The 17383-nt window shown below is 61.7% G+C and carries 15 protein-coding genes; 13 read left to right on the top strand and 2 right to left on the bottom strand.

Features of this window, described 5'->3' with window-relative positions:
* Positions 1-263 precede the first annotated feature (263 nt).
* The 8 genes from O6R08_RS00150 to O6R08_RS00115 all read left to right on the top strand — a co-directional run bounded on the left by O6R08_RS00150 (position 264) and on the right by O6R08_RS00115 (position 9217).
* Positions 264-1568 (top strand): ABC transporter substrate-binding protein, encoded by a 1305-nt coding sequence (locus tag O6R08_RS00150; RefSeq protein ID WP_271418206.1) that lies wholly within the window; start codon positions 264-266, stop codon positions 1566-1568.
* Between the two features lie 102 nt (positions 1569-1670).
* Positions 1671-2567, top strand: coding sequence for a carbohydrate ABC transporter permease (locus O6R08_RS00145; RefSeq protein WP_271419402.1), 897 nt, complete (start codon positions 1671-1673; stop codon positions 2565-2567).
* Positions 2564-3388, top strand: coding sequence for a carbohydrate ABC transporter permease (locus O6R08_RS00140; protein WP_271418205.1), 825 nt, complete (start codon positions 2564-2566; stop codon positions 3386-3388). Before O6R08_RS00145 ends, O6R08_RS00140 begins: the two co-directional genes overlap by 4 nt.
* 78 nt (positions 3389-3466) lie before the next feature.
* Positions 3467-4123 (top strand): response regulator, encoded by a 657-nt coding sequence (locus tag O6R08_RS00135; protein ID WP_271418204.1) that lies wholly within the window; start codon positions 3467-3469, stop codon positions 4121-4123.
* A 111-nt stretch (positions 4124-4234) separates the two neighbouring features.
* Positions 4235-5302: an ATP-binding cassette domain-containing protein gene (locus tag O6R08_RS00130; protein WP_271418203.1), complete on the top strand. Its 1068-nt coding sequence runs from the start codon at positions 4235-4237 to the stop codon at positions 5300-5302.
* Positions 5302-7767 carry an ABC transporter permease gene (locus O6R08_RS00125; protein WP_271418202.1) on the top strand — a complete coding sequence of 822 codons (2466 nt, stop codon included), beginning with the start codon at positions 5302-5304 and terminating at the stop codon, positions 7765-7767. Before O6R08_RS00130 ends, O6R08_RS00125 begins: the two co-directional genes overlap by 1 nt.
* A gap of 221 nt (positions 7768-7988) precedes the next feature.
* Complete coding sequence (locus O6R08_RS00120) at positions 7989-8657, top strand: RNA polymerase sigma factor (protein ID WP_271418201.1); 669 nt, start codon at positions 7989-7991, stop codon at positions 8655-8657.
* Between the two features lie 26 nt (positions 8658-8683).
* On the top strand, positions 8684-9217 hold the full coding sequence (locus O6R08_RS00115) for a DUF3592 domain-containing protein (RefSeq protein WP_271418200.1): 534 nt from the start codon (positions 8684-8686) through the stop codon (positions 9215-9217).
* Positions 9218-9259: 42 nt separating this feature from the next.
* Here O6R08_RS00115 and O6R08_RS00110 read toward each other — a convergent pair whose 3' ends face one another.
* The gene (locus O6R08_RS00110; protein ID WP_271418199.1) at positions 9260-9670 is read right to left on the bottom strand and encodes a hypothetical protein; all 411 of its coding nucleotides are present in this window, start codon (positions 9668-9670) and stop codon (positions 9260-9262) included.
* Between the two features lie 194 nt (positions 9671-9864).
* On the opposite strand from O6R08_RS00110, the gene O6R08_RS00105 reads away from it, so the two are divergent.
* From O6R08_RS00105 to O6R08_RS00085, 5 genes are read left to right on the top strand one after another with little or no spacing between them, the layout of a single operon-like run.
* Positions 9865-10872, top strand: coding sequence for a LacI family DNA-binding transcriptional regulator (locus O6R08_RS00105; RefSeq protein WP_271418198.1), 1008 nt, complete (start codon positions 9865-9867; stop codon positions 10870-10872).
* Between the two features lie 31 nt (positions 10873-10903).
* Positions 10904-12211, top strand: coding sequence for an ABC transporter substrate-binding protein (locus O6R08_RS00100; protein WP_271418197.1), 1308 nt, complete (start codon positions 10904-10906; stop codon positions 12209-12211).
* A gap of 5 nt (positions 12212-12216) precedes the next feature.
* Complete coding sequence (locus tag O6R08_RS00095) at positions 12217-13110, top strand: carbohydrate ABC transporter permease (RefSeq protein ID WP_271418196.1); 894 nt, start codon at positions 12217-12219, stop codon at positions 13108-13110.
* Positions 13107-13964 carry a carbohydrate ABC transporter permease gene (locus O6R08_RS00090; RefSeq protein ID WP_271418195.1) on the top strand — a complete coding sequence of 286 codons (858 nt, stop codon included), beginning with the start codon at positions 13107-13109 and terminating at the stop codon, positions 13962-13964. Before O6R08_RS00095 ends, O6R08_RS00090 begins: the two co-directional genes overlap by 4 nt.
* 42 nt (positions 13965-14006) lie before the next feature.
* Positions 14007-15458: an arylsulfatase gene (locus tag O6R08_RS00085; RefSeq protein ID WP_271418194.1), complete on the top strand. Its 1452-nt coding sequence runs from the start codon at positions 14007-14009 to the stop codon at positions 15456-15458.
* A gap of 120 nt (positions 15459-15578) precedes the next feature.
* Here O6R08_RS00085 and O6R08_RS00080 read toward each other — a convergent pair whose 3' ends face one another.
* Complete coding sequence (locus O6R08_RS00080) at positions 15579-17288, bottom strand: formate--tetrahydrofolate ligase (protein WP_271418193.1); 1710 nt, start codon at positions 17286-17288, stop codon at positions 15579-15581.
* Positions 17289-17383 lie beyond the last annotated feature (95 nt).

The raw sequence follows: 17383 nt of genomic DNA, 5'->3' as shown, positions 1-17383 counted from the left end.
AGTGGCCCCAAGAGCCGACCCCACCCGGTCAGCTCAGCCCCGTTCGAATCAAGCATTGGCAAGGTTGTTCCCTGGAGATCACCTACAGTTAACCTCAGCTGCACACAGTCGTGACACCCTGAAACCCCGGCGGGTGGCTGAGCCGAAAACCCCTCAGACGGTGTTCACACCACCGAGGATCGGTTCGAGACCCGCCACCACAATGGACATTATTGAGCGATTTTGTCAGTGGCGATTCCCGTTCAACCCCAAGGAGGGACCTCATGAATCTGTCGCGTCGTCATCTACTTGCCGGCGGTATTGCTGGCCTGAGCATGGTGGGAGCGTCGGCATTGACCGGCTGCTCCACGTCCAACGAGCCCACCGACAACAAGGGCAACGGTGACGCCAAGAAGCTCGTCCTCTGGATCTGGCCGGAGGGATTCGACAAGCAGACGCTGGCTGCCGTCACCAAGGCCAACTCGTCCTACACCGTGCGTCAGGACGTCATCGGCGGCGATTTCAAGCAGAAGCTCACCACAACCTTCACCGCCGGTTCCGGACTGCCCGACATCACCGGCGTCAAGGGTGAGGACATCGCTTTCTTCCGCGACCACGCCAACTACTTCGCCGACCTCAACACCCTGGGTGCCAAGGACCTCAAGCCCACCTTCCTGGATTGGAAGTGGGCTCAAGCCACCACCGTCGACGGCAAGCAGCTCGGTATTCCTTCCGACATCGGCCCGACCGCCCTGTTCTACCGCGCCGACATCTTCGAGCAGGCCAAACTGCCCTCCGAGCCTGACGAGGTCGCTGCCCAGATCACCACTTGGGAGGACTTCATCGAGTTCGGCACCAAACTGCTGGCCGCCAAAAAGGACACTTTCCTGGTGCGTAACTCGGTGGGCATGTTCGGCACGATCTGGCCGCAATCTGGCAAGGGTTTCATCGACGAGAAGAAGAACTTCATCGGCGATCAGGACCACATTCGCAATGCTTGGGATCTGGCTATCAAGGCATTCAAGGCCGGTATTGTCGCCACGATCAAGTCCAACACCTCTGATTCGGCCGCCGCGGTCAATGAGGGACGTCTGCCCGCCGACTTCGGCGCCTCCTGGCACCTGGCTGACCTCATGGTTGACGCTCCCGAGACCAAGGGCAAGTGGCGCGTCTGCGCCCACCCCGGAGCAGCCATCAACCAGGGCGGCTCGTTCCTGTCCATTCCTGCCGGCGCATCCGATCCCAAGGCCTCCTTCGCGGCGATCCGCGAGCTGCTGAGCGTGGAGTCCCAGGTACGCGAGTACGTCCACAATGGCAACTTCCCCGTGTCTCCCAAGGCCTATGACGACCCGAAGGTGTCCGGGCCGGTGGAGTTCCTCGGCGGTCAGCATGCCGCGGAGGTCTTCGGAAAGGCTGCCAAGACGGTGCGCCCGCTCTACGAGGATGCCAACTCCGGTACCGTGTCCGCCCCGTTCGCGGCCCAGCTCGAGCAGGTCGAGTCCTCCGGCAAGGACGCGGAGGCCGCCTGGAAGGATGCCGTCTCCGAGGCCAAGCGCATCGCCAAGCAGCTGCATCTGACCGTCAAGTGAGGCAGTTGCCCCAGTAAGTTCTGTGGTGAGATGAATTCTGCGAACACCATGATTGATGCCGTGCCCACAGATGAGTTACGTCGCTCATCTGTGGGCCGGCGAATGCGCAAAGCCCTACCGATATACGCCGCGTTGAGTCCGTATTTCTTCTTCTTCCTCATCTTCGCGGCGGCACCGATGATCTTCACCCTGTTGCTCGCGTTCACCGATTGGTCAGGGTTGGGGGGCGCCAAGTTCGTCGGTTTGGAGAATTTCCGGTATCTGATCAGCGACCATCTGTTCTACAAGTCGCTGGGCAACACGCTCATTCTGTGGGCCATGGGCACGATCCCGACGCTCATCCTCGCCACAATCGTCGCCCTCATGCTGAACAAGACGATGCGGTTCTCCACGACGTACCGGGTCATCTACCTCGTGCCGAACATCACGTCGATGGTGGCCATGGGCATTCTGTTCAGTTCGATCTTCTCCAGCCAGTTCGGGCTCGCGAACGCCATCCGCAACGTGCTGGGCCAGTCGAACATCGCCTGGTTGCAAAACGAATGGGGCATCAAGGTCGCGATCTCATCGCTGACGGTGTGGTCATTCGTCGGCTACAACGCCCTGCTCATCCTGGCCGGGCTGCAAGCCATCGACAAGAGTCAGTACGAGGCAGCCGCCATTGACGGGGCGAACGGGTGGCAGACGTTCTTCCACGTCACCTTGCCGCAGCTTCGAGCCATCGTCTTGTTCATCACCCTCATGTCGACGATCGGTTCCCTGCAGAGCTTCACCGAGGCCCAGGTTCTCACCAGCTCCCAATCCAGCGGGGCAGCCTCGGCGGGTGGGGTCAACAACTCCGGTCTGACGATGGTGCTCTACTTCTACTCGGTGGCCTTCCAGGAGAACCGGTACGGCTACGGCGCGACAATCGCATGGGGAGTCTTCGTCGTCGTCCTGTTCTTCTCGATCATCAACTGGCTCGTCACTCGCGAGCACGATCGCGAGGTGGCACGATGAGACGGCACGTACACGCGGCCTTGCGGCACCTGTTCCTCATCCTGGGCGGGTTGATCTCACTGTTCCCGTTCTACTGGATGTTCGTACTGGCCAGCCGACCCTCCTCGGTGATCTACAAGTACCCGCCAGTGCTCACCCCTGGCGACCGTCTGGGCGAGAACATCCACACCATCACCGAGAAGATCAACATTTGGGCAGCCATGGCCAACACGGCCGTGGTGGCGCTGACGGTTTCGGTGCTCGTACTGTTCATCTCCTCGCTGGCAGCCTTCGCCTTCTCGAAGTTCGATTTCCCCGGCAAGAAGGTGCTCTTCGGCATCGTCCTGGCGACCTTCCTGTTGCCCACCCAGTTGGCGACGATCCCCCAGTTCGTCCTCATGAGCAAGATCGGATGGGTGGGCGATCTCAGGGCCGTCATCGTGCCCTCCCTGGCCAGTTCATTCGGGGTGTTCTGGCTGCGGCAATATTCCACCAACGCCATCCCGAAAGAACTGATGGAGGCCGCAACCCTGGATGGCTGCGGGTTCTGGCGCCAGTACCTGCACGTGTGCCTGCCCATCATCCGTCCTGCCCTGGCATTCCTGGGAATATTCACCTTCATCGGCTCGTGGAACGACTTCATGTGGCCCCTCATCGTCCTCAACGATCCCAGCAAGTTGACTCTGCAGGTGGCATTGAGCCAACTCAAGACAGCACACGGCACCGACTACGGCATGCTCATGGCTTCCTCGCTCATCGCCGTCGTCCCGCTGCTGTTCGTCTTCGCCGTGGGCGCCAAGCAACTCATTGCCGGTATCTCGGAGGGAGCAGTCAAGAGTTGAGCGTGATCACGTCTTGACGCGTTGATCCTGTGGGACACGCGGTCGGTAAGCTTCGACTGACGAGCACTTGGAGGTGCCATGCCCGATCCGATCCGCGTCATCCTCGTTGACGACCAATCCCTGGTCCGTTCGGGGTTCCGTATGCTCATCGAGTCCGAGGATGACATGGAGGTCGTCGCGGAAGCGTCAAACGGTGTGGAAGCCCTTGACGTGCTGCGTCGAACACCTGTCGACGTCGCCCTCATGGACATCCGGATGCCGCAGATGGACGGCGTCGAGGCCACTCGCCGTATCACGGCGTCCCCGCTGGACACCAAGGTGCTCATTCTCACCACCTTCGACCTCGACGAGTATGTCTATGCCGCTCTCAAGGCCGGCGCCTCGGGATTCCTCCTCAAAGACGCCCGACCCGCCGAGCTGTTGAGCGCGATCCGCAATGTCGCCGCTGGTGACGCTGTCGTGGCCCCGTCAGCCACTCGACGCCTGCTCGACCACGTCGTCCCCACCCTGCCCAACGACCCCAACACAGCCGACGAGAGGCTGTCGGTGCTCACGGACCGCGAGCGGGAGGTGCTGGTGGAGATAGCCAAGGGGGCGACGAACGCCGAGATCGCCCAAACCCTCTACATGGCAGAGGGGACCGTGAAAACTCACATCGGTCGACTATTATCGAAATTGGAGTGCCGAGACCGGGTTGGCCTCGTGCTTTTTGCCCATCAAGTCGGCCTCATGTGACAACTCCAAACCATACATATGCGTGGCATTGGACACGTCTGATATTCACAGTATCTTCACGTCGCCGAAGGTGACGGGCGTCCGGCGCCCGTCAATGCCCCTCCGGGAACCATGAAAGGCATCATGAGCGAGCACAACCGACCCTACGAATCTGACGAGCCCTGGCAGCCGAGCCATGCGGCCCCGAGCGAGCCGGGGTCCTTCACGCCACCGCGACACGGTGGCCCGTCTGAGCACAGTGCCCCATCGCAGTGGGCCGCGCCCTCACCCCAGCCCGCTGAGCAGCAGGGCGGTCAGCCAGGTCAGCCATGGGGACACCCACAGTCTCCTGATCCTCAATCCGCACAGGCCGCCGGGGCCTTCCCGGCACAGGCTGCGCCCGCCCAGCCTTCCCACGCTGCCAACCCAGCCCGTCCTGATGGTCTGGCTCCTGGCTTGCTGGACACCCCCTTCGAGACTGACGCTGCCGCTGGTATCGACCTCACCAAGATCTATGGGGACGGGCAGACCCGGGTCACCGCCCTGGATTCGGTCCACGTTCGCTTCACTCGCGGCACCTTCACCGCGATCATGGGCCCGTCGGGCTCCGGCAAGTCGACCCTCATGCACTGCCTCGCCGGCCTGGACCGCATCACCTCCGGTCGAGTGTTCCTCGCTGGCCAGGAAATCTCGGGTCTTCCCGATTCCAAGCTGACGACCCTGCGCCGCGACAATGTCGGCTTCATCTTCCAGTCGTTCAACCTGCTGCCAATGCTCACCGCCGAGGAGAACATCCGGCTCCCCCTCGACCTCGCCGGGCGTAAACCTGACAAGGCCCTGTGGGATCAACTCGTCACCGGCCTGGGCATCGCTGATCGTCTCAAGCACCGTCCCTCGGAGCTGTCAGGTGGTCAGCAACAGCGCGTCGCCTGTGCCCGAGCCATGATCACCAAACCGCACGTCGTCTTCGCCGACGAGCCCACCGGCGCCCTGGACTCCAAGTCGGGAGCGAACCTGCTGACGTATCTGCGCCATTGCGTCGACGATCTGGGACAGACGATCATCATGGTCACCCACGATGCCAAGGCTGCTTCCTATGCTGATCGTGCCCTCATGCTGCTGGATGGCCGCATCGTCGACGACATCACCTCCCCCACCGCCGAAGCGGTCAATGAGGCGATGGCCGGGTTGGAGGGCTGATGTTCACCGAAGCTCTCAGGGAGCTGCGTCACCATCCAGGCAGGATGGCCGCAACCCTCATTGCCATCGCGGTGTCGGTCGGGTTCCTCGTCGGCATCTCGATGTTCGTCCGAACGCAGGGAACAGCCCTCGGCAAGGAACAGGCGGTCGCCACCTCGAAGGCTGACGTCGTCGTCTACAACGCCGATGGTGAGGCCGATCCCAAGGACATCACTCAGGGAATTCGCGACACTCCCGGAGTTCAGACCGTCGATATCGTCCAGTCAACCTCGATGGTCGCCTCCCACGGCCAGGACTCCACGATGCTTGATGTCCACACGACACCGGCAGAACCGTTCCGTTGGTCCTCCGTGACCTCGGGTAACTGGCCATCAGGACCCCGTCAGATCGCGCTGTCCAAGGCGGCGGCCGAGAGTCTGCACGTCGGGGTCGGAGACACGATCTCCGCAAGCGGTAACGACGTTACCGTGGTGGGAATCACCGATGATGCGAAGGCCTTGCAGACCGCCCCGGCCTACACCAGCGAAGACATCCTTCAATTCCCCAACACTTGGATCGTCAAGGCCAAGGCCGGGACGACTCCCGAACAGCTCGTCACCAACCTTGAGAAGAGCCTGCCCACCGTCAAGGGCGCCCCCAAGTTCAACACCGGCAAGGATTACGGCTCGACGATCGAAACCGCGGCCGATCATCAGAAGAAGACCGTCACTGATCTGGCCAAGGGGTTCGACGTCACCAAGTATCTCCTCATGGTCTTCGGAGCCATCGCTCTGCTGGTGGGCGCGATCATCATCACGACGACCTTCCTCATCTTGTTGGCCCAGCGACGTCGTCAGATCGGCCTCATGCGGGCTGTCGGGGCGTCGAGCGGCCAGGTGCGGAAACGAGTTCTCGGCGAGGCCATCTTGCTGGGTGCCATCGGATCGGCCCTGGGCGTCGTGCTCGGAATCCTGTTGACGGTCGCTGGCTCGGCTTACACGGGGGCCTTGGCCTTCGGGTTGGAATGGCCTTGGGTCGATATCGTCATTGAGTTCTTCATTGGCGTCGTCGTCACCGTTCTGGCCGCCTTCCTGCCAGCGCTTCGCGCTACTCGCGTGGCTCCTCTGGAAGCGCTGCGCCCGGTCCCGACCGTTGAGCAGAAGCGCCGTGTCGGTCTGGCAAGGATCATCATCTGTTCCCTTCTTGCAGTGGCCGGAATCGTCACCTCCGTGGCGGCGATCACCGGTCACGGCACGCGGATCATGGCGTGGGCCGTCCTGTCGGCCATGTTCCTGTCCCTCGCACTGCTCATCGCCACACCGTTGTATGTGCCGTGGCTCATCAAGGCATTTGGATTCCTGCTGCGTCCGCTGGGGCCGACGGCCCGGCTGTCGACGTCCAATGCCACCCGCAACCCGACGCGTACCTCTTTGACGGCGGTGGCGCTCATGCTGGCCATTGGGCTGTCGGTCACCCTGCAGGTCGGCATTTCCACGACGCGCACGACGGTCATGGATCTGATCGACGAGTACTACCCGATCGACATCACCGTGACGAACGAACCCAGCTATGACCCGAACGCCGACAAGGCCACGGTGGGGACCCTCGATCCGGCGGCCGTCAAGAAGGTGCAGGACCTGCCGAACGTCAAGGACTCCGTCATCCTCAAGGGTGGGTTCGTCCAGACTGAGATCCTTGACGAAACACGCATCATGTCGGCCGACAAGGACGAGATCTCCAAGGTCGCGCCCTCGATTGCCAAGGAAATGGAGCCCGGGGTCGCGTTGATGTCGTCGGAGGGTCACCGGCCGAGCACGCTGGACTTCCGGTCTGCCAAGGGAACGGTGACCCTCAAGGTCAAGAAGGTCAACGGACTCTCCTTCGAGGACGTCCTGGTCACCGAGGAGGACATGAGGCAGATCGTGCCCTCCGCTGGCAATCAGGCTGCCTGGATTCATCTCGAGGACCGGAGCAATCTGGCCTCAACGCTGACGGTGATGATGTCCACGTCGTCCGAAAACGTGGAGATCGCTGGCGGCGCCCTCATTGGCGGCATCATCGAGATGATCCTCAAGGCCTTGCTCATCGTCATGACAGCCCTGTTGGGTGTTGCCGTGCTCATCGCCCTCATCGGCGTGGCCAACACCTTGAGTCTGTCGGTACTGGAGCGACGGCGCGAGTCTGCACTGCTGAGAGCCATGGGCATGCAGCGGCGTGGACTACGGCTCATGATGCTCTACGAGTCGATCCAGGTCGGCATGATCGGTGTCATCGTCGGCATGGTGGCGGGGTTCTACTTCGCCTGGCTGGGTATCCGAACGGTATTCCGGTTGGCCTCGGATGCGGTTCCGGTGCACTTCTCGATCGACTGGCCGTGGACCCTCGGTCTCGTTGCCATCTGTTTGGCGGCCTCCTGTCTCGCCTCGGTGCTTCCGGGCCGACGCGCCGCCAAGGCTGCCCCCACTGAGGCGCTGGCCGACGAGTGAGGGATTCCACTGCGCACCCTGCGTGACGATGACCGGCTGTGTCCTTCGGGGCACGGCCGGTCTTCGTGTGGTGTTAGGTTGTCGTGGCCGCCGGACAACACTCATGTGAAGACGGACAACACTGGTCGCCACATGGGCAACACCGTGCCCCCGACAGGCAACACCGCGGGCAACGTTGAATCGATGGACTTGGGGCATCGCCGATCCCGAGAGGTGCTGCCATGACAACGATGATTCACAGCCGTCTGAACCGCCACTGGGTACAGATGTGTGCCAACCCCCGCGCCAAGGGGTGCGCCACCCTCATCTGCGCCGGGTGTGAGCCCGAGGATCTTCCCGCGACACTGCGTGACGACGATGCGGCCGCGATCCGGGCCCTCATCGCCGCTCGCAGTGGCGCCGGCCAGACATCGGAGTTCGCCGGGATGGCACTGCTTCAGGCGATTCTTCCCAGCTTGGTGATGATCTGCGGTCGCGACCGTCAGGCCAGTCTGGACGAATACATCGGTGAGGCTTGGGTCGTCATCGTCAACTTCCCGCTGACCCGGACCACCAAGGTGTGCACGAACATCGCTCTGGACTGTCTGCATGCCATCTCGTCTCGACGCCGACACAGCAGCCCGGAGATACCAGCCGAATCCATCGAGATCAGCGCGCCGCAGGTTGACGAACCGGGACAACGGGCATCGGATCTGGTTCGTGCAGCGCAGGAGCTCGGGATCATCACGGCAGCCAGCGCTCCGGTGTTACGCAGCGTATGGGTGGACGCGTTGGATTGCGCCACCGCAGCACGACGTCACAACACCAGTCCCACAGCGGTGCGAGCTCGATGTTCCCGGGCGAGTCGGGCCATGCGGCAGCGCAGAGACGAGTTGCTCGCCGCCGCGTGACTGGGGCACCAAGATGTGCGCGACGTATGCTGTTCGCCGTGACGGGGTTCAAGCGTGCCATGGCTGTGCTCGGGGTGGTCTATCTCGTGATCGTGGGGTGCCTGTACTTCGTGCTGGCTGACCGCAGTGACAAATTCCTGCGAGATGGCCAGGTCATCGAGGGGACCGTTCAGGACATCCACTATCAGCACTCGGCGAACACTGGTGCGACCAGATACCTCATGCACGCCGAGAGCGGCCATGTTGCGGTCATCTCGTACACCTACAACGGGAAATCGTCGGTGGTCCGGTCGAACCCCTACCGAGATGCCAGGAAGTACCGCGTGGGGCAGAAGGTCGACCTCGTCATCCAGGAGGCACATCCCCATGACAACGTCGTGATGGTGCGTGACCACACCATCCTGGGCATGCATGTGATCCCCTGGGCATTCCTTGCCAGCGCTGTCGTCATGACGGCATGGTTTTGGCGCGATTACCTCGTATCGCGTCGACGTCGACGTCGACGTATGGTCTCACACCGACAGACCCCATCGGCCTTCGAGGGGATGGCCTCCCAGTAGTGGCCCTCGCAGGAGTGGCGACATCTCGTGGGCCCCGACAGCTCAGTCGGCCAGCAACCACCCCAGGAATTCCTTGAGATCGCCGGTCTCGCCGTCACGCCCACCGCGACCGATGTGCATTGGCGGTAGCGAGGGCTCCAGCTTGACCCCACGCATCCGTTCCATGAATCCACCCGGGACGACGAGTTGGTAGTACTCGCCGTTCTCGCCGATGGCCAGCGAATGCTTGGCGTTGAGATACCAGCCGCGTTTGTCCGTGCGGGCCTCATGACCGTCCATGAGTTGGGCGCGCAACGGCTCGGGAGTCATTCCCTTGGACCGAGCGGCAGCGAGGAAGTCGTCGATCAGCCGCTGGGCCTGGGTGGCTTCCTGACGGCGTGCCCCTTCCTCGAGTTCGATACGGAGTTGGGCATCCTCGGCGCGTTTACTGGTCACGAATTGAGGGTACGGCATGTCCATCCTGCCTCGGGCAGATGGCCGGTGTCCTTGGCACCGATGGTGGGAGAGAGCCACTGAGCCCTGTTCTGGTGTCGAGTTTCTCACATTTGGTCAATCGTTTGATTCAAACGATTGACCGCGCTGCTCCGAGCCTCCTACGCTGAGTCCTGGGCACACGGTTGTGCCCGATTACTCATAGGAGAGAGCACATGGCACGGCATGTCGGACTCGTTGACGTCGCTGCCCGAGCAGGGGTTTCGGTGTCGACCGCCTCGTACGTGCTGTCCGACAATCGCCGCTCCGAGAGGTTCACCCCAGAAACCCAGGAACGGGTACGCACCGCCGCCCGTGATCTCGGGTACGTGCGGAACCGCAACGCGAGGTCCTTGCGGCTGGGGAAGACCCGCACAGTTGCCTTGTTCCATGACGCCCCGCTGGACCGATTCGTCGAGCGTTTCCAACTCCGCGCCTCACACAGGCTGGCCGAGCATGACTACCAGCTCGTCAGCGTCGCCCTCGTGGAGAAGGACATCAGCCCCATCAGCAAGCTCATCCGCGCGGGAGCATGTGATGCCGCGATCATTGCGATCTCGGACCCCAGCATCGCCAAAGTCATCAAGACCCAACCCGAGGCACTGGTACCGACCCTCCTCGTCGGCGGTGAACCAGGCGGCCAAGGATACGACCACGTCGTCATCGATGAACGCGAAGGCATCACACACGCAATGACCACGCTCGCCGAGGCTGGTCGGAAGTCGGTGGCCTTTGCCGGGCAGTTACCGACGCGCGAAGAGTGCGAGCGCGATCCTCGCTGGCAGATGTACCGGGACTTCCAGACCAGCCACGGACGCACTCCCCAGCTCCTCCTGACGTCCAGCCCCTTCATCGGGGATGTCTTCGGTGCTGCGGTCAAGGCACTTCAGACGACACGTCCTCGTCCCGACGCCGTCTTCTGCGCCTCGGATCGCACCGCCATCGGCATCATGCTGGCAGCCCGGTCGCTCAAGATCGACGTCCCTGACGACATCGCCGTCATCGGCACCGGAAATTCGGCCGAGTCGATGAATATGGCCCCCTCCTTGAGTTCGCTCGGTCTCGACATCTCGGACATCGACGACATCATGCGCCATTTCTGGCACCGAATCGACGGGACAGCTGACGCCAGCCAGATTCCTGTTCCGTGGAAGCTGTTTTCTCGAGAAAGTTCCTCGAAGTAGATAACCACCTACCCAAGAAAGAGAGATTGCAATGAGGCACACTCCCCTATCTCGACGGTCCTTGCTCACCGGAGCAGTTGCACTCGGATCGACCGCCGTCGTCGGCAACCTGACCGGATGCTCGCCTTCGGCCGGGGTCGGCTCGTCGAACGATTCTTCGTCGCACTCAGGTGAGCGCACGGGGAAGGAAATCCTGTTCTACCTGTCCGCGGGCCACGACTTCGCACCCTACAAGCGAGTCATTTCCGCCTTTGAGAAGGATCACAACGTCAAGGTGACCATCCAGACCTTCCAGTGGCCTGATCTGCAACAAAAACTCGTTGCTGATTTCCTCTCCGGAACCACCCCGGACATCACGGAGGAGCCAGGCGGATTTTGGGCCACCCGATTCGGCAAGGACGGGAATGTCATGGCCCTCGACGACTACATCAAGAAGGACAAGGGATTCCTGAACGACTTCGTCCCGGCTGGCCTCAACGTGCGCCAGGCCGGCGGAAAGACCTACGCCATCCCGATGCACCTGACGATGGGTGGGCTCGTCTTTGCCAATTCGGAAATGCTGGCCAAGGCCAAAGTCTCCATGCCTACCACGTGGGAAGAATTTCTTGAGGCCGCCAAGCGCATCCAGGCCTCGGGTGTCGAGCACGGATGTGCCCTCAACAACGACAACTCCTACGGCACGCCGTGGCTCTTGCAGAACGGGGTCACGTACACAACCGACAAGTCGACGCCCCTGCAGCCAGCGGACGCCGCTGTTGAAGCCCTCGCCTTCCAGCGCGATCTGATCTACAAACACAAGGTCTCCCCAGCTCCGGTCGCATCCAGCGAGTACTCCGGGCCCCGCAAGCTCCTCACCTCCAACAGGTGCGGACTCATCATCACCGGTCCTTGGGACATCTCAGCCGTTCGCACTGAGGACAAGAATTTCCCACTCGCCATTGGCGCCCCACTCAAGCGCAAGGAGCAAAAGACCACCATCGCCGGCTCCGGTCTCATGATCCCCACCAAGAGCCAGAACGCCGATCTGTGCTGGGAACTCATCAAAGCCCTTACCGACACCAACGTTCAGGCACAGGTAACCAAGGAAGTCGGAATGCCGTGTTCTCGTACTTCATGGGCTAAGTCCGACGTTGTCCAGAACGACGCCAACATGCGCGTCGTCGCGACCGCCCGCGACCTCGCAGTTGCTCCTGACCGGGCTTACTGGCTTAACCAGAACATGGCCAAGATCGCCGACGTCGGAAAAGTCATGTACGAGAACGTCATCTTGTCCAACAAGGATCCCCGCTCAGAAGTTGCCACCTACAACAAGACAGTGGGACAGCTCCTCAGCAGGTGAACGTGATGACAAGGACATCTTCGCAGCCACGCCGGCGCAAAACCCCCTGGCGTCGCTATCGGACGGCATATCTGTTCGTAGCCCCCGCCCTCATATATTTCGCATTGTTCTTCTTCCTGCCCATCATCGATGAGTTCCGGCTTTCCTTCACGACAGGTTTCACCACACTTACCCCAGTGGGAGGAAAGAACTACGCAAATATTATTCACGACTCCGAGGTGTGGCATTCATTCGGGATCACCGTCATCTACGCGTTCTCCTGCCTCATCTTGTCCTCGATCATCGGACTCCTCCTGGCTTTGATACTCAACCAGAATTTCAAGGGCCGGACCATCGCGAGGACGGCAATCCTGACGCCGTACATGACCTCGGTCGCCATCGTCGGTTTGATGTGGAGAAATATCCTCGACTCAAACACTGGCATCCTCAACACCATCCTCGGCAATCTCGGGCTACCTCAACAGCACTGGCTGACGACCGCACCGCTGGCCACCCTCGTCGGCATCACGGTCTGGCAGGAATCCGGGTACGTCATGTTGCTCTTCCTGGCTGGCCTTCAATCCATTGATCCTCAATTGTACGAGGCTGCAAGAATTGACGGTGCACCGGTTTCAAAACAGTTCTGGAAAATCACGCTTCCATTATTGGCGCCGACGACACTGTTTGTTGTCCTCGTTGGAATGATCGGTTCACTTCAACAATTCGGACTGCCGTATATCGTCACAAATGGTGGACCCGGTAATGAGACATCCCTCTACGTATATCAAGTCTATCGTGAGACGTTCACCAGCGGAAACCTGGGATATGCGTCAGCGATGTCCTTTTTGCTGCTCATCGTGATCGTTGCCCTATCGATGATTCAGTTACGGGTGGGGCGGAAGAAGGAGGCGATTCTGTGAGCACCACATCGACTACAGCCAAGCATCGCAGCGATCAGCTCTTTCCCGGAGCGAGGATCGTCTCCCTCGTGCTCGTGTGGATCGCTGCGCTCGCTGCCATAGCCCCACTGGTGTACATGGTGAGTTTGGCTTTCCAGTCAGACGCCGAAGCGACAGGCGGAAAAGCGGTTCTCATCCCATCATCGTGGCAATGGGTCAACGTCACCCGTCTCTTCGATGCTGCCCCATTCGGCAGGTTCTTCCTCAACTCCGTCCTCGTCGCAGGCCTCATCACGCTGTCACACCTGATCTTCGCACCGCTGGTCGGGTATGCGTTCGCGAAGTTCGAGTTCCCGGGCAAGAACGCTATCTTCATCCTCATCCTCTCGACGATGATGATCCCGTTCTTCGTTCGCATGATTCCGCTCTACGTCAAGTTCTCTCAGATTGGATGGCTGGACACCTACCAAGGACTCGTCACGCCATTCCTGATGAGCGCATTCTCGATCTTTCTCATGCGTCAGTCGATGGCGGGAATCCCAGACTCCCTCATTGAGGCTGCGCGTGTCGACGGCGCACGAGAACTCCGCATCTACCGGTCAATCATCCTGCCTCAGAACAAGCCGGCCCTGACGGTATTGGGACTGTTCACCTTCGTATTCCAGATGAACGAATTCCTCTGGCCCCTCATCGCCACCCAATCCCAGGCCATGCGAACCATCACGATTGGGCTGTCATCGTTCAACCATGAGAGCTTCACGTTGTGGAACCTCACAGCCATGGGATCCCTCATGCTGTTCGTCCCGGTGTGTGCCCTCTTCGTGGCGACCCAGCGCTACATCGTGACGGGCATCACCATGACTGGAATCAAGTGAGAATGTGCAAGAACCATCATGAACGACCACCACGGACAATCCATGACTGACCGCCCCAACATCGTCCTCATTTGTACCGATCAGTGGCGAGGTGACTGCCTTTCCGGGCTGGGCCACCCCGACGTCGAGACGCCCTATCTCGACCAGCTGGCGGATCAGGGAGCCGTCGTGGAGCGGGCCTATTCGGCCACCCCGACATGCGTTCCGGCCCGAATGTCCCTCATGACGGGACTTTCGGCGGGAACCCATCGTCGGGTCGGCTACCAGGACGGGATCACCTTCGACGTTGAGGACACCCTGCCGTCAACCCTGTCGCACGCCGGCTACCAGACCCGCGCCATCGGCAAGATGCACTACTGGCCCGAGCGCGATCGCATTGGATTCGATGAGGTCGAACTTCACGACGGATACCTGCACTACTCCCGACGGCGCCACCGCGATCCGGCCTGCTACGACGACTACCTCGTATGGTTGCGTGACCAGACCGGCACCGCCAGTGACGAGGACTACATCGATGACGGAATCGAGTGCAATTCCATCGTCGCCCGGCCCTGGGACAAGGCCGAACGTCTGCACCCGACGAACTGGGTCGTCAACCAGGCGACCCGGTGGCTCTACCGTCGCGACCCGACCACCCCGTTCTTCCTCTATCTGTCCTTCCACCGCCCCCACGCCCCCTACGATCCGCCACAGTGGGCCTTCGATCGCTACGACGGCGCTGAACTGCGCCCGCCATCGGTCGGAGACTGGTCGCAGACCTTCAACGAGTGGCGCAATGACGCCGATCCGACGAGTCTGGTCGCCCATTACCGCCCGCGCGACATTGCTCGGGCGATGGCCGGTTACTACGGCCACATGACCCACATCGACACCCAGATCAGTCGACTGCGGCAGATCCTGGGCGAGTTTGGGGTGGCTGACAACACCTACATCGCCTTCACCTCTGACCACGGCGACATGATGGGGGACCATCACCTGTGGCGGAAGGGCTACCCCTACCAAGGATCGACTCACATCCCCTTCCTGCTTGCCGGGCCCGGTATCACCCCTGGAAGCCGGATCGACGAGCTCGTTGAACTGCGTGACGTCATGCCCACCTTGCTCGATTGCGCCGGTGTGGACATCCCAGACCGTGTGGAGGGCCGCTCGATCCTGCCGCTGTTGGGCCATGAGAGGCCGGCGTGGCGCACTTACCTTCATGGTGAGCATGTCTTGCTCGGCCAGTCGCTGCAATGGATCTGGTGGGACAACTACCAGTACATCTGGATGTCCGGATCGGGGCAGGAGCAGCTCTTCGACCTGGCGACGGACCCGCACCAGCTTCACGATCTGTCAGATGAGGATCCGGACCGGCTCGACGAGGGGCGTCGTCTCCTCATTGCCGAACTCACCGGCCGTGAAGAGGGATTTGTCCGCGACGGATCCCTCGTCACCGCACGCCCGGTGCGTAATGTGCTGGACAACCCCACTCCCCCGCCTGCCGAAGGACGCTGAGTCGGTCCCGGCACTGGGACCACGACACAAGCACGACACGCAGCGGAACCACGACGCTGCGGGGTCACGCACGACGCGCAGCGGGGCCGCGGAACGATGTCCGCGGCCCCTCACACGTGATCAGAACAGTCCGATGGTTTCGCCATTGTCGTCGATGTCGATGCGCTCGGCCGCCGGGTGAAGGCCCAGGCCCGGCATGGTTCGCATGTCGCCACAGATCGCATAGATGTACCCGGCTCCCACAGCGGCCCTCACCTCGCGGACGGGCAGACGCCACCCGGTCGGTGCTCCCTTGAGGGACGGATCGTGGGACAGGGACAGGTGGGTCTTGGCGATGACAACGGGGAAGTTTCCGTATCCGAGATCCTCGAAGTGGGCCAGTTCCTTGGCTGCCGCCGGGGCGATGTCGACCCCGTCAGCCCCGTAGACCTTGGTGGCCACCTTGGTGAGCTTGTCAACCAAGGAGTCCTCGAGATCGTAGGTGTAGCGGAAGTCGGTGTTCTGGTCGCAGGCTGCCACGACCGCGCGGGCCAGGTCGACGGCACCGTCGCCACCGTCGACGACGTGGGTCGAGGCGGCGAAGTGGGCCCCGGCGACCTCTGCGACCTTGCGCACGGCGTCGATCTCGTCGGGATGGTCGGTCGGGAAGACGTTGAGGGCCACCACCGGGGAGACACCAAAATCGCGAACGATCTCGATGTGCTTGCGCAGATTGTCGGCACCGGCAAGGACGTCGTCAGGATTGTCCTCGAGCATGGCCTGGGGCAGTGACTTTCCGGGGACGACCTTGTAGCGACCGGCGTGGGTCTTGAGGGCACGCACGGTGACGACGAGGACGGCGGCGTCCGGACGCATACCACCGACACGACACTTGATGTTGAAGAACCGCTCGGCGCCCATGTCGGCACCGAATCCGGCCTCCGTCAGCAGGTAGTCGCCACAACCAATACCAACCCGGTCGGCGATCACCGAGGAGTTACCCGTGGCGATGTTGCCGAAGGGGCCGGCGTGGACGAGGACCGGGCTGTTCTCGGTGGTCTGCAGCAGGTTCGGCTTGATGGCGTCCTTGAGGATGACGGCCATGGATCCGGCAGCGTGCAAATCCTCGGCGGTGACCGGCTCCTTGGAGCGGTTGTAGCCGATGACGATGCGTCCCAGTCGGGCCCGCAGGTCTGCCAGCGAGGTGGCCAGGGCCAGGATGACGCCCACCTCACTGGCAGCTGTGATGTCGAATCCGCTCTGACGGGGCACGCCATCGATCCGCGACCCGAGGCCGACGATAGTGTTGCGCAGGGCACGATCATTGATGTCGACGACGCGGCGCCACGAGATGGAGTGAGGCTCGATGTCGAGCTCGTTGCCGTGGTGCAGATGGTTGTCGATCATGGCGGCCAGCAGGTTGTGGGCCGCACCGATGGCGTGGAAATCACCGGTCAGATGCAGGTTGAGCTTCTCCATCGGCAACACCTGGGAATACCCGGCCCCAGCGGCACCGCCCTTGATGCCGAAAGTCGGGCCCATGGAGGGCTGGCGCAGGGCGAGCACGCTGCGTTTGCCAATCCTCTCCAAGCCCTGGGCCAGGCCAACGGCGGTGGTCGTCTTGCCTTCACCGAGGGGGGTAGGGGTGATGGCCGTGACGACGACGTATTTACCGCGCGGACGGTCCCTGTTGTGCTTGATGACCTCAAGATCAACCTTGGCGACGTCGCGCCCGTAGGGCTCGAGGTAGGTCTCATCGATGCCGGCCCGGGCCGCCACCTTCTCGATGGGGTCAAGGTGGGCTTCACGAGCGATTTCCAGATCCGACTTCATCGTCATGGCTCCCATCATGGCGCGTTGTCAGGTTCTTCGCACCCGCTTACGGAAAGCACTGTCTTGAGGGAAGCACTGTGCCACCCGGGCACCTCCCGGTGGCTCGTTTCGGC

The sequence above is a fragment of the Cutibacterium equinum genome (genome assembly GCF_028021195.1).
Lineage (GTDB): Bacteria > Actinomycetota > Actinomycetes > Propionibacteriales > Propionibacteriaceae > Cutibacterium > Cutibacterium equinum.
The sequence above is the reverse complement of the archived record's forward strand: the minus strand, read 5'-3'. Positions and strand labels throughout refer to the sequence as shown.